This is a genomic window from Pseudarcicella hirudinis, from assembly GCF_900115665.1.
GTDB lineage: Bacteria > Bacteroidota > Bacteroidia > Cytophagales > Spirosomataceae > Pseudarcicella > Pseudarcicella hirudinis.
Window position 1 is genome coordinate 76,325 of sequence record NZ_FOXH01000009.1, and the last position, 14,703, is coordinate 91,027.

Genomic DNA, 14,703 nt, shown 5'->3' on the forward strand with positions numbered 1-14,703 from the left:
TATTATTATCTTAGTATTAAACCAAGATTAAAGGATTGTTATTTTACAGATTCTGCCAATTTTCCACTCATCCGATCGCTTAATATTTGGATAACACAAACTTAATTTATCGGTAATAGTCTCGTAATAATCTGCTAATGTAGCCGAACTACTTTTGTGTCAGTGATTAGTGCCAAGCCAAACATTATTTATAAGATATTCTTAAAAACAACCAATATGAATTGTAGAATTCTACTATCATCTATTCTATTACTATTATCATTAGCTTCCACCTTTGCCCAACAGACAGGTACAATCAGAGGAAATATTAAAGATGCAGCCAGTAAAGAAGATATCATTGGCGCAACTATTTTGATTGATGGCCAGAACAGGGGTGCAGCAGCTGATGTTAACGGTTTTTTCTCGCTGAGCAAAGTGCCGACAGGTACTTATACTTTGAAAATCTCTTTTGTAGGTTACAAATTAAAGCTCATTCCAAATGTTACAGTTGAAGCTGATAAAGTAACAGAAATCAATACATTTATCGAAGAAGAAGGCTCTACTTTACAGGAAGTAAGAGTTGTCGGAAAAAAACTCACCAACACAGAAGTTTCTGTAATCTCAGAAATTAAAGCTGCTCAGCAGATTGTAAGTGGTATTTCTGCTGCTCAGATTGGTAAAACGCTCGACAGAAATGCTGCGGAAGTAGTAAAACGTGTACCGGGTGTAACTATCTTCGGAGATCGTTTTATCAATATCAGAGGATTAAATGAACGTTATAATACAGTAATGCTGAATAATGTTTTCACACCAAGTATGGAAACTGACGTTCGTTCATTTTCATTTGATGTGATTCCTTCTAATCAGATTGACCGCATTTTAGTCTATAAATCACCAGCCGCAGAATTGCCCGGCGAATTTGCCGGAGGGGTTGTGAAAATCTTTACCAAAAGTATTCCTGATGAAAATTATCTGACCATCGATGCCAGCGGGGCTTTCCGTGACGGTACAACAGGAAATGAATTTTTCCAGCCACAGTCAGGAAGTAATAGCTGGACGGGTTTTAACAACGGATATTCTGATCTTCCGAAATTCTTCCCGAGCACAGCAGATTTAAAACAAATTGCTATATCAAATCCTCAGGCCTTAGCACAGGCAGGTCAATCTTTGAGAAATAACTGGACACCCGTTTCTTCAACGGCACTTCCGGATATGAGATTTACCATTACCGGTGCTTATAAACTAATTGATAAAGAGGATCTTAAGTTGGCAAATATTTCTGCGGTTAACTACAGCAATACCAGAACTACTTTTGATATGAAAAGAAGTGATTTTGGATATACCCAGAATCAGAATTCAGAAGTAATCAATGAAGATACCAAGTTTAACGACTTACAATATAATAATGCAATTCGCTTCGGTGCTTTACATAACTGGGCTCTGAGATTGAACCAGAACCATTTGTTTGAATTTAAAAACCTTTTCAACCAAATGAGTAATGGTCAGTATGTAAACAGAAATGGTTTTGAGAATGGCGGTAACTGGAATATCCGCTCTCTGGATCAATTGTACAGAGGTATTTATACAGGTCAGTTGTTAGGTCGTCATTATTTCAATGACGAGAGAACAAAAATTGACTGGGTTGTTGGTTATAACAATTCATTCCGTGATCAGCCTGATTATAAAAGATTCAGATATTCAACAGGAGGAGGATCAACTCCCGTATTGAATGTACCGTTCGGAGCGGCACAGACTTTTAACCTTGGCCGTACCAATATTATTCTGGATGAGCATGCGATTATGGCAGGTGCTAACCTGATTCAGAAACTGGTTCTGGTAAAAGGGGCAAAATCTGAAGATAATAAAGAACTTGAATTGAAAGCGGGTGCTTTTTATGAAGACAAGCAAAGACAATTTGATGCAAGAAACCTTGGATATGTAAGAGCAAACAGTGAATTGTTTAATATCGGGGCTTTGCCGATTGATCAGATTTTCTCTCCTGAAAATATCAATAATACAAACGGTATTAAGATTGACGAGCAAACAAACGCTTCAGATTCATACTCAGCGAGCAATAATCAGATTGCCGGATATGTTTCAGGAAACTACTCTTTTACAAAAAAACTGAATGTAATTGCCGGAGTAAGGGTTGAGAAAAATACCCAGAAACTGAACAGTTATGACATCAGTAAGAGTGCTCCGATCAATTATAACCGTGATCTTACTAACGTCTTACCTTCTACCAATATCACCTATAACTTCTCTGAAAAGTCATTATTACGTTTTGCTTACGGAAAAACATTGAATCGTCCGGAATTCAGAGAGATTGCTCCGTTCTCATTCTATGACTTCGTGAATAACAGGGTTGTAGCCGGAAATTCTGAATTACAAAACGCAGAAATCGATAACCTTGATTTCAGATATGAATTGTATCCGACTCCTTCGGAAGTAATTTCAATTGCTGCTTTCTATAAGAAGTTTAAAAACCCTATCGAAGTAGTATTTGCCGGGGGTAATAACAACAACATCACTTTCAGTAATGCAGAAAGCGCTTACAGTTTAGGGATGGAACTTGAAGTGAAAAAGTCGCTTGATAAACTTACAGGATCTGCTTTTCTGAATAAAATCAATCTTGTTTTCAACGGAGCGTTTATCTATAGCCGTGTAAGTTTAGGGGCTGTAACCGGAGCCAATCAGTCTGATAACCGTCCATTGCAAGGTCAGTCACCTTACATTATCAATGCCGGGATCAATTACAATAACCAGAAGAAAAATACACAGGTTAGTTTATTATACAACGTAATCGGAAAGAGAATCTACGCCGTAGGTAATACTTATGCCGCAGGATATCCGGATTGGTATGAAATGCCAAGAAACGTACTTGACCTGACATTCTCTAAAGAAGTCCTTAAAAACTTCATCATCAAAGGAGGTATCACAGATATTCTGAACCAAAAGAGTCTGATTCTTCAGGATGGAAACCACGATGGAACATTTGACAGTAATACAGATCAGGTTATTCAGTCATTTGTACCGGGCAGAGTTTACTCACTGGGAATTGTTTATACACTTAGAAAGGACTAAGAACCTATTTTTAATTATTACTGAAAATATCAGCAATCAGTAAGCCTACAATTCTATTTTAAAATTTAACTAATAACAAAAATCAATGAAAATTTTCAACATGAAAGCATTTAAAGTGATTGCCCTCCTGCTCTCGATGGCAACAATTTTTGAAGCATGTAAAAAGGATGATGTAGCGGTTGTTCCGGTTCCTACAGTTTCGGGAACATCTACTTTATCAGGTACAGCTGGTACAACTGTACAGATCAAAGCAACTATCAACGCTCCAGGTGGTGTTAAATCAGTAGTGATTCTGAAAAACGGTGCGCCATTTGATACTAAAACAGGTGCAGGTGAAAAAACACTTGATTATACAAAAGACTATGTAATTGAGAATATCGCTGCCGGTTCTGTGGTAAACTTTACAGTTCAGGTAACTGACCAGTCTAACCAGGTTTCTGCGCTTACTACTATTCCGGTTACTGTAACAGCTGTAGCTGCAAAACAAATTGTAGTTGTTAGCGGTAATTTGGAAGGTAACATTACCTGGACTGCCGACAAAATCTACAAATTGAGTGGTTTTGTTCGTTTGGGAGAAGAGAAAACGTTCGGAACAATTACTAAAACTGCTGTTTTAACTATTCAGCCAGGTACTTTGGTAATCGGTGAACGTTCTACAAAAGGTACTTTGATTGTTCAGAGAGGAAGTAAATTAATCGCTGAAGGTACTGCTGATAAGCCTATCATCATGACTTCTGAGCGTGCAGTTGGTGAGCGTGAAGCAGGTGACTGGGGTGGATTGGTAATTTGCGGAAAAGCACCGAACAACCTTCCTGATAACCAGGCTAACCGTGAATTAGAAGGTGGTTATGGTGCATTCCACGGAGGAACTGACGCTGCTGATAACTCAGGATCTTTGAAATATCTACGTGTTGAATATGCAGGTATTCCTATCAACCCTAACCAGGAGGTTAATGCTTTGACTTTCGGTTCAGTAGGTTCGGGTACTCAAATTGACTATGTTCAGGCTTCTTATGGTTTGGATGACTCTTTCGAATGGTTCGGTGGAACTGTTAATGCAAAACACCTGATTGCTTACAAAGGATTAGATGATGATTTCGATACTGATAACGGTTTCTCTGGATATGTACAATTCGGTCTTGGTATCCGTGGTGCACAACAGGCTGATCAGTCAGGTTCAAATGGTTTTGAATGTGATAATGATGCTAACGGTTCATCAAACACACCATATACTTCAGCGATTTTCGCAAACATGTCGATCATCGGAGCTAAAGGTTCTTCTAACATCGCTATCAGTACTAACTTCCAGAACGGAGCTCAGTTACGTCGTAACAACAAACAAAAAATCTATAACACTGTAATCACAGGTTATCCGAACGGTATTTATATCGACAGCCAGAAAGGTGATGCTAAAGGTAATGCGTTGAAAGGTGATATTGATCTTCAAAACGTAGTATTGGCAGGTGTTGATGGCTGGGGTGCAAATGGTTACGGTGACACTTTCGCTACTAACCCTAAAGGTTTTGCAATTGCTGACAAAGAACAGTCTGCTGCTGCAACTGATATCCTTATCGGTACTAAAAAACCATCTGAATGGTTCCTTGGTTTAGCCGGAAACAAAAGCTTAGCTAATGCTTCTACACTTGGTTTAAGCTCTACATTGTGGACTTCAGGCCGTCCTACTTTAGTATTGGCTGCCGGTTCAGCATTATTAGGTGCTTCATTCCCGACTACTTTGCCAGCTTTCTTTACCAAGACTGATTATATCGGTGCTTTCAAAGATACTGACTGGACTACAGGCTGGACTGAATTTAGTCCAAACGGTGTTACTTACATCAAGTAATCTGTTTTGACAAAAATATTTCAACAACCGGAATCACATAGTTAAGGCTTGTGATTCCGGTTGTTGAAATCCTTAAATTGAATTAAAACTACCAATATGAAAAAGTTAATAGCGGCCTTGTTTTTAATAAGTATTCTGGCCTCATGTCAATCCAAAACGAATCAATATCAGACAGGTACATATCTTTCTGATGCTGACAGAGATTCTCTTCTAACGAATATCATCACTTTTATTTACCTGAAAGCTCCCTACGCCAACAATAAAAACCGCTTTGAACCTCAATTCAGATCGTTCTACGTAAAAAACCTTCCCAGCTTTTATCTGGAAAATTATTATCCTGCTCCTGACGGAACAAATTACTTTTTTGTAATCAGACCGGTAGGTAATGGCTTGAAATACCGCAGAGGTGTTTTAGGAAAATTTAAATTAAAACAAGGCTCTCTGATGCCTGAGGAGTTTGAAGAAATTGTGAATACGCCTCACCTTGAGGAAGAAGTACTTAGGGAAAGAGGACGTTATTTATTTCAGGAACTTGTTAAAAACGGTAACCTGGATAAAGAGTTAAGCATGAAACATTATGTAGAATGGCCTGATTCTTCACTGGTATATGACCGGAAGATTAATGAATGGGTTTCGACCAGAAAATATTAGTATATCCATTGAGCAGAGTGATATGTCTGCAAAACTACTGAGACAACGAAAATAATAATTTAGTAATGTTCCTATCAAGAAACTTTTTCCCTCGAGCGATCGGGGGGAAAGGTCCTGTACGGGATTTTTCATATTGGTGTATTGTAGATAAAGCCGGAACGGATCGTCCCGGCTTTTCTTGCGTATATGAGCCAAAACAAAACAGCACGGACCTAATGATCCGTGCTGTAAAGCCTAAATTCCAAATAGTTTTATAAAAGTTTCATATTGGCGTATAAGATTTTGTGTTGAATATTTCTCTCATATTCAACTATCGGTAATATCTGACGTACTTCCTAATTTGATTATCCTAAGATAAGTAATACCTTCCGGAATCTAATATTAAATCTTTTCAAATTGCCATATAAAACTTATTATATGCTTTGTATCAGGCGTATTGAAAATTTATTCTCAATAATTATAGTTAGACAAATTCCTGATTATTTCTCCTGAAGCTGTCCTGCATTAGGGTAAACCAATGGAATTTGCACAACACTTGTCTTATCGGTTTGCTCTAAATTTCCTTTTAATGGTATTATTTAAGAAGTTATATGAGTATTAGCATTTATTTTTAATCTTTTAATTGTAAATCGGAAATTTAATACTTGTCTTGATGAAAAAATATATCTTTTTGTTTCTTTTTCTAGGTCTACACTCTGTAATCTTTGCGCAAAGGCCTCATAAATTTGAATTATCGAAAGACCAGTTCTTACTGGATGGAAAACCTTTTCAGATTATTTCTGCTGAAATGCACCCTGCCAGAATACCGGTTCAGTATTGGCGCCACCGTATTAAAATGGCAAAAGCGCTGGGTTGTAACACGATTGCTGCTTATGTTTTCTGGAATTATCATGAAGAACAACCCGGGAAATTTGATTTCAGTACCGAAAACCATAATATCACCGGATTTATTAAAATGGCACAGGAGGAAGGTATGTGGGTTTTGCTTCGTCCGGGTCCTTACGTTTGTGCTGAATGGGATTTTGGTGGACTACCTGCCTGGCTTCTGAAAACCCCCGATATAAAATTGCGCTGCATGGATCCTGTTTATATGCAGGCTGTTACAAAATACGTTCAGAAATTATCATCACTTATGGCTCCTTTACAGGTTTCAAAAGGTGGCCCGATTTTGATGGTACAGGTAGAAAATGAATACGGAAGTTATGGAAACGATAAAAAATACCTTGAAACCCTTCGGAAACTCTGGCTTACCAACGGAATCAATGTGCCATTTTACACTGCCGACGGGCCAACTCCTTTTATGCTGGAAGCCGGTTCTGTAGAAGGTGCAGCTATTGGACTGGATTCCGGATCAAGTGAAAGGGATTTCGAAGAGGCCGGAAAGCAGAATCCGAATGTGCCTTCTTTCAGCAGTGAAACTTATCCCGGATGGCTTACTCATTGGGGTGAGAAATGGGCAAGACCAGATACCACAGGTTTATTAAAGGAAATTAAGTTTTTACTGGATACTAAAAGATCTGTGAACCTGTATGTTGCGCACGGAGGAACTAATTTTGGCTACTGGGCCGGAGCCAATGCTTTTAAACCGACAGAATATCAGCCTGATATAACCAGTTATGATTACGATGCGCCAATTGCTGAAAACGGAACACCCAAACCTAAATATTTTGCAATCCGGAAGTTAATCAGTCAATATGTGAAGAATATTCCTGAGCTTCCAGCTCCGATTCCTTCAATTGAGATTCCGTCTTTCAAATTGATTCCCGGGGCCTCTTTATGGGAAAACCTACCTAAAGCTTTATACGCTCCGCAACCAAAACCGATGGAGGCTTACGGACAAAATAGTGGCTTTATGTTGTATCGTACCAAACTTATCGGACATAAAAGCGGCAGCCTGACCATCACCGAACCTCATGACTATGCCACTGTTTTCCTCAATGGGAAATATGTAGGTTCTATTTACCGTGACGGCGGAAACTGGACAATCCCTTTGCCAAAATCGGAGGTGAAAGATCCTGTGCTTGAAATTTTTGTGGAGGGAATGGGACATATTAATTTTGCCCAGTATATGATAGACAGAAAGGGAATTACGGATCGGGTTACGCTCAATGGGATGACCTTGATGAACTGGGAGACTTTTTTATTACCATTTGATTCAGCTTACCTTACGCAATTAAAACCTTTGGCAAAAACTACTGAAAAGCCGGGCATTTTCTTCAAAGGTAGTTTTGATTTGCCGGAAACCGGTGATACTTATCTGGATATGAGCAACTGGAAAAAAGGAATTGTATGGGTAAATGGCAGAAATCTTGGCAGATATTGGGAAAAAGGCCCTCAGAAAAGATTATATTGTCCTGGGGTATGGTTGAAGAAAGGCAAAAATGAAGTAGTTGTTTTTGACCTTCATCAGACAGAAGGGAATCAGGTCAGTGGTTTTAAATCAATAGAATAGCAAATATTTCAGAACCGGAAGGTTTTGGGAAACAATAGTATTATGAGGAAATGTATTGTTAGCTTTTTTGTGGTCTTTTTGTCTGTTTTCGGGGTAGAAGCGCAAAAAAATGTTTCAGAACATGGTTTGCAGTTTCAGGATTTACCTAAACGCTGGGATGAAGCACTACCGCTTGGGAATGGGATGATCGGAGAGTTGATATGGCAGAAAGACCAGAAACTGAGACTTTCGCTGGATCATGCTGAATTATGGGATTTACGTCCTATGAAAGGATTACATCAGCCTGGTTTTACATATCAATGGGTGAAAGAACAGGTTTTGAAAGGAGATTATTCTCCGGTTCAGAAACAGGGAGATGAGCCTTATGAAAGAGAACCTGCTCCCGGCAAAATTCCCGGAGCAGGACTTGAATTTGATATTTCCGGCTGGGGAAAAGTATTGAAATCAGGTTTGAATATTGAAAAGGCTGTTGCCGTTACTGAATGGGAAAACGGGATTAAAATGAGTTCATTTGTTCATGCCAGTCTTCCTTACGGGTATTTTAAGTTTGAAAATATACAATCATTGACCTGCAATCTGATTCCTCCGAAATATCAGGGAGAAATAGATCGGCAGGCAGGAGGTTCTGTAGAAGGAGATGATTTAAGCAGATTGGGCTATAAACAGGGGAAAGTGATAAAAACAGGAAATTCACTTTATTATCTTCAGCAGGGATGGGGTGGTTTTTATTACGAAGTAAGTGTAAAATGGGCAAAAACTTCTTCTTCCACCATTGAAGGCGTATGGTGTATTGCTGCACATTATCCGGAAAGTGCCAGGCCTTCTGCGGCATTATTGCTAAAGAAATCTGCTGCTTTTTCAAAAGCATTTGTTTCTCATGCAAGCTGGTGGAGAAACTTTTGGGCAAAATCGGCTATATCCCTGCCGGATTCTATTTTGGAAAGACAATGGTATCTGGAACAGTATAAATTTGGTTGTACTGCCAGAAAAAATGCCCCTCCAATTTCACTGCAAGCCATCTGGACAGCCGATAACGGCCGTCTGCCGCCTTGGAAAGGTGATTTTCATCATGACCTTAACACACAGCTGAGTTATTGGCCAGGTTATGCTTCCAATCATTTGGAGGAAGGACTGGGCTATCTTAATCACCTTGATCAGAATAAAGCAAGGTATAAGAGATACACGAAATGGTTTTACGGTACAGATGGATTGAATGTTCCGGGGGTGACTACCCTGTCGGGAGAAGAAATGGGAGGATGGATTCAATATTCCTTTTCTCCGACTGTTTCGGCCTGGTTATCGCAACATTTTTACTGGCAATGGAGATATAGTATGGACAGGGTTTTTCTTCAGAAAAGAGCTTATCCCTGGTTTTCAGAAGTGACAAAACACCTGGAAAAGATCACATATCTTGATAAAAATGGTAAACGTCAGTTACCACTGAGCTCTAGTCCGGAGATTAATGATAACAGTGCTTCTGCCTGGTTTCAGGAAAATACCAATTATGACCTGGCATTGATGAGATATGTATTCGGAAAAGCCGCAGAACTGGCCATTGAATTAAAATTAAATAAGGAAGCAGCGCACTTTAAACAGATTCTGAGTGAATTTCCCGATTATGCGCTGAGTGAGCATGACGAATTGAGTTTTGCCCCACAAATGCCCTATAATGTTTCTCACAGGCATTTTTCTCATGCTATGGCAATTCACCCTTTGGCGGAAATCAGGGTTGAGAACGGAGAGAAAGATCAGAAAATTATCAGAAATACGATTGCCTTGCTGGATAAAATCGGTCCTGCATACTGGTGTGGTTATTCGTATGCCTGGCTGGGAAATATGAAAGCCCGGGCTAAGGACGGAGCAGGAGCTTCCAAAGCCCTCAAAGATTTTGCTACAGCTTTTTGTTCTGTCAATTCCTTTCACCTCAACGGAGATCAGACCAGATCGGGTAAATCACAATTTACGTACAGACCTTTTACGCTGGAAGGAAATTTTGCTTTTGCTTCAGGAATTCAGGAAATGTTATTACAGAGTTATACCGGCAATATTGAAATTTTTCCGGCAATTCCGTCTGAATGGAAAGAATTGAGTTTTGAAAATCTGAGAGCAGAAGGAGCCTTTTTAGTAAGTGCAAAGCGATCAGGCGGTTTGACTGACGAAGTGAAAATTGTTTCAGAAAAAGGAGGAATGGTATTGTTAAAAAGCCCTTTCAAAACATATTTTGTCAGATCTTTGAAGTCAGTAAAATGGAAATACCTGGAAACCGGTTTTTTTGAACTCCGGATGGAAAAAGGAGGGCAAATCGTTTTGAAAAACGGATATGAATAATACAAAAAGAGATGCTCAGCGGGCATCTCTTTTTGTTACTTCCATGTGTTCTGTGAGCCACAGAACACGGTAAGGATACCCGGGAAGTGATTTAAACAGCTTCTTTAAAGGTAGTTTCTGCCATTTTTTCCATGACTTTCCAGCATTGGAATAATGCTCTCGGAATATGGAAGCAGCCTTTCCATTTACCGCCTTTCAATGGTAACAGCACTTCACCTTTTCTATTGAGGTAGCCGAACCATTCTCCGTATTCCTGATCTCTGAATTTCTCCCAGGTATATTGATGGACTTTCTCAAACCATTCCAGACAGCGTTGATCTTTGGTTAAATGATATCCTTTTGCCAAAGCTACCAGTGTTTCCACATGAACCCACCAAAGTTTCTGATCCCATTCAAGGTGCTGTGATGGCTTTCCAAGTACATCCAGGAAATAGAAAATACCTCCGTATTCCTGATCCCAGCCAGATTCCAGGTGTTTCAGGGTAAGTTCTTTGGCTCTTTCAATCAGGTCTGGTTTTCCTAACCTTTCCCCTAAATCCATAATAAACCACATGGCTTCTATGGCATGACCCGGATTTAGATGCCGGCCTTCAAAACAGTCAACAAACGAACCGTCGGGCGCTACATTTTCCAGGATTAACCCCGATTTCTGATCATAGAAAACCTCCATTACTTCGTGAATGCAATTATCAATGAGAGAACTGACCATTGCCGGATCTAACAGATGTTCAATTTCCAGAGAAAGATTACAGAGAATCATCGGTAAAGCGAAATTCTTTAAAGGTCTTGTTCCTTCAAATGCTTTGCTCCACTTGCGTTTAGGATTTTGGATTCGCTCTAAAATACTGTTAAAAGTGTTAAGCGCAATATCGGCATACCGCTGAACTTTTGTGGCTTTATAGAGCTGTCCGAAAGCCATCGTAGCAAAACAATCCGAAAAGATATTGTAAGGCTGCGTCAGTGGTTTTCCTTCTTTTGTTAATGAAAAATACCAGGTGCCGTCTTCAGCCCTGCCAAACTTTTCCATGAAATCAGCTCCGTGTAATGCAACGTCCAGCCATTCTTTTTTAGGAGATACTTCATTATAAAGCATGGAAAACATCCAGATCTGCCTGCCCTGTAACCAAATGAATTTATCGGTGTCGAAAACCTTTCCGTCTCGCTCCAGACAGGTTAAAAAACCTCCCTGAGCTTTGTCTAATGAATGTTCCTGCCAGAAAGGAAGAATGTTGTGAAACAATTCATTTTTGTATTGTTCAGCATATAATTTCATGTTGGTACGAATCTGATTATTGATTGGTGATAATAATGGCATAACTAACAGGACCTGATAATTTATTTTTGTGAATATTTCTGAAAAAAGGATTCCAGGGATTTAATCCCTTCATAATAAAAGAAGATTTCATGATTGACATTTTTGGCTCTGTTTTCATCAATCATCTGTTGTAAAAAGGTTTCTGATGCTGTGTAAGTACCTACTTTTAATAAAACTCCCGGAGCGATAACGACGGGAGAGCTGCCGTTAACCTGCTGTGTCACAACTTTATTGAGCTCATTACGATACGCTGTGATGTCATATCTGTAAATCTGGGGAGAAATAATATCTACCCAGCCATTGGCAACCCAGGTTGGCCAGTCTTGCAGATACTCCGTTTTGGCAAAAGGATAAATACTCGGAGCCATGGCTATTTTTAAGGCAGGACGAATCGCTTTGAGTTCGGTGTAAATTTTCTGAGCGAACAGATTTAATTTATTTGCTCTCCAATCTACCCAGACGGCATCAGTTTTAGGGTTTTTAGGGACTAGTCCGTTATTTTCCTTTTTATATGCTGTAAGTACCTCAGGATTATAACCGCATTCGGAAGGTAAAGCAGGAAGACGGTCATCCCCCTGAATGCCATCAAGCTGCGGATAGTTGATAACAACCTCTTTGAGCAGTGATAGCATGAAATTCTGAACGACCGGATCCAGGGCATTCATCCATTTGAAACCGTTTTTGGTGACTACATTTCCATCTTCTCCGAGCGCAGCCCACTCCGGTTTTATTCTCAGAATGTGTTCTCCAAAACCATTGTTTTCTGCTGCAAAACCATATTCCATCCAGGCGAATACTTTGATAGAATCCTTATGAGCCGTTGTAATTAATTCCTGCAACGGATCTCTGCCTTTCAATGCTTCCTCAATTTCTATCCCGAAAGTTTCTTTCATAACTCTGGAAGGATAAAGTGTACGCCCTTTATTCCACATCACCACGAAAATGTGATTGATACCGCTTTTCTTGCAATTCTTCACCACCTCATTGATCCCGTTAGGAGTATAAAGTGCATCGCTGCCGACATTGGTAAGCCAAACGCCGCGCAGATATTTTGAAGCGGAAGGAGAATCAGGTGTTTTTGTATCAGGAATTTTGTTGGAATTCTGGCAATTACTGAAGAATGTTATGGCAATCAGACAATTGAGCAGCAATAGCTTTTTTTTGTTCATTTTGAGATATGTATTGGAAAAATTAAACCTGTCAGGGGAATAAGAGATTGTCCTTTCTTCCCCTGACAATCAGGCATTACCAGTTCGGATTTTGTTTCAGATTTTTGTTCTTATCCAGTTCTCCCTGTGGAATAGGCCATAAAGTATGTTTGGCGGTATTGGTACGTGTTTCATTCCGGCTTTTTATTCTTTTTGAAATACTCGATGAATAATCCGGAATATCATTCAGATCCTGAACTGAACCTTTGGCACCGAATGAAGGGATTGAAGGAACATCAGCCGGATTAATAGCCGCTCCTGCGATCGGGCCGTTTAAGATCTGTTCTACGATACCCCAGCGACGAATATCAAATAGTCTTAATCCTTCTGTAGCAAATTCAACGGCTCTTTCTCTTCTTACCAGCTGACGCAATTTTGTCTGATTTGAGAGAATGATATTAGGTTGTCCGGATCTTCTTCTTACTGCATTAATCGCGTCAATTACTGTAGCATCAATCTGATTCAATTCAATTTTTGCTTCAGCATAGGTTAGGAGAATTTCGGCGTAGCGCATCAGGATAAAAGGGGTTTTAAGTTCCCAGGCATATTGATCCGGATCATTATATTTTCTCCATACATAGCCAACTCCTCCAACTGCTCCGGTAGAGCCATATTGCCATACACTACTGGCAGAAGTTACGAAATCAGGATTTCCGTTTACCACATCATATTTTAACGTATTCCAGTTATAGCGGAAAACCTGATCCGTATGAATGTTATAAATAAAACGCTGATTCGGATTTTGGTAAGGAAGACTTTGTGCTTTTACCATTCTTACTTCTATCGTATCTCCAGGCATATACAAAGTCCAGCGTAACCTTTTGTCTCTGTTTCTGGAAGGGTTAGCAGGATCATATAAAGGAGACTCATCAATTCTTAAACCATCTGTACATTCAAATTTATCTACGCATGCCTGTGTAGGAAAGTTGTTGCTTTGCGCTCCCAATGTCTGTCTTGGTGTATAGCCCACAACCTGCCATGATACAATATTGGGGTTTTCAGCAGGGAACATCATCGCTGCAATTACTTCTTTTCCGTTATTAGTGGTCTGACCTGCCAGCGTGAATAAAGCCTGATAGTTTGGATTTAATCCATGATTTCCACCGGTAATAACGCTGTTTGTCGCATCAAGTGCAGTAGCATAATCCTTGATAAGCATAGCTAATCTTGCTTTTATTCCCATGGCAAAAGCTTTATTGATTCTTCCACGGTCTGCGGGATTTAAATCCAGACTTGCATAAGCTTCATCAAGGTCCTTGTAAAGTGCTTTTGCAATGGTTTCCCTGCCGGTTGTAACCTGAGTTTCAAACTCCGAAGGTTGTAAGGGTTTGGTATAAAAAATCACATCTCCGTACCAGGTAATCAGGTTTAAGTAAGCCCAGGCACGGAGGGTAAGTGCTTCTCCTCTCATACGTGCAAAACTGGCTTTTGAAGTCAGACTTTCTCCGCGTTTCATCCCTTCCAGGAAATCGTTGGCTCTCGATACCAGTTTATAAGCTTGCGTCCATCCCCAGTCAGACATCGTATTTCCGATAACAAAAGGTCCGGAATTACCCATGGCAATAATTGCCTCAGGATCAGACTTTCTTGAAATAATTAAGTCTGTTGTTGCTTCAACTCTTTTTAAGTCCGGAACCGATCCCCGGCTATTCCAGAAAGAAGCATTGTAAACACCTGTCAGGCCGATTTTTATTTCTGCCTCATTGGAGTAAAAAGTAACGCTTGAAGGGGTATCTAAAGGTTGACGATTGAGGAAATCTTCACAGCTTATCAATGTGAAAGCAAGTGATAAAAGATATATGTATTTTTTCATTTTGTTCAAGTTGGGGTAAACCGATATGCC

The 14,703-nt window shown here is 39.7% G+C and carries 8 protein-coding genes; 5 read left to right on the forward strand and 3 right to left on the reverse strand.

Annotation, left to right across the window (positions count from 1 at the left end):
- Positions 1 to 216: 216 nt before the first annotated feature.
- The 5 genes from BM179_RS15695 (at position 217) to BM179_RS15715 (ending at position 10,337) form a co-directional block, all read left to right on the forward strand.
- The gene (locus tag BM179_RS15695; protein ID WP_092018105.1) at positions 217 to 3,063 is read left to right on the forward strand and encodes a TonB-dependent receptor; all 2,847 of its coding nucleotides are present in this window, start codon (positions 217 to 219) and stop codon (positions 3,061 to 3,063) included.
- An 85-nt stretch (positions 3,064 to 3,148) separates the two neighbouring features.
- Entirely contained in the window at positions 3,149 to 4,906 is a 1,758-nt protein-coding gene (locus tag BM179_RS15700) for a beta-helix domain-containing protein (protein ID WP_092018106.1), read from the forward strand.
- Positions 4,907 to 5,002: 96 nt separating this feature from the next.
- Entirely contained in the window at positions 5,003 to 5,557 is a 555-nt protein-coding gene (locus BM179_RS15705) for a hypothetical protein (protein ID WP_177219425.1), read from the forward strand.
- Between the two features lie 652 nt (positions 5,558 to 6,209).
- The gene (locus BM179_RS15710; protein WP_092018107.1) at positions 6,210 to 8,009 is read left to right on the forward strand and encodes a glycoside hydrolase family 35 protein; all 1,800 of its coding nucleotides are present in this window, start codon (positions 6,210 to 6,212) and stop codon (positions 8,007 to 8,009) included.
- Between the two features lie 42 nt (positions 8,010 to 8,051).
- Positions 8,052 to 10,337 (forward strand): glycosyl hydrolase family 95 catalytic domain-containing protein, encoded by a 2,286-nt coding sequence (locus BM179_RS15715; protein WP_092018108.1) that lies wholly within the window; start codon positions 8,052 to 8,054, stop codon positions 10,335 to 10,337.
- 91 nt (positions 10,338 to 10,428) lie between these two features.
- Here BM179_RS15715 and BM179_RS15720 read toward each other — a convergent pair whose 3' ends face one another.
- The 3 genes from BM179_RS15720 to BM179_RS15730 form a co-directional block, all read right to left on the reverse strand.
- Complete coding sequence (locus BM179_RS15720) at positions 10,429 to 11,652, reverse strand: n-acyl-d-glucosamine 2-epimerase (protein ID WP_374754584.1); 1,224 nt, start codon at positions 11,650 to 11,652, stop codon at positions 10,429 to 10,431.
- A 20-nt stretch (positions 11,653 to 11,672) separates the two neighbouring features.
- Positions 11,673 to 12,821, reverse strand: coding sequence for a glycoside hydrolase family 10-like protein (locus BM179_RS15725; RefSeq protein WP_092018109.1), 1,149 nt, complete (start codon positions 12,819 to 12,821; stop codon positions 11,673 to 11,675).
- A 76-nt stretch (positions 12,822 to 12,897) separates the two neighbouring features.
- Positions 12,898 to 14,673: a RagB/SusD family nutrient uptake outer membrane protein gene (locus BM179_RS15730; RefSeq protein ID WP_092018209.1), complete on the reverse strand. Its 1,776-nt coding sequence runs from the start codon at positions 14,671 to 14,673 to the stop codon at positions 12,898 to 12,900.
- Between the last annotated feature and the right edge of the window lie 30 nt (positions 14,674 to 14,703).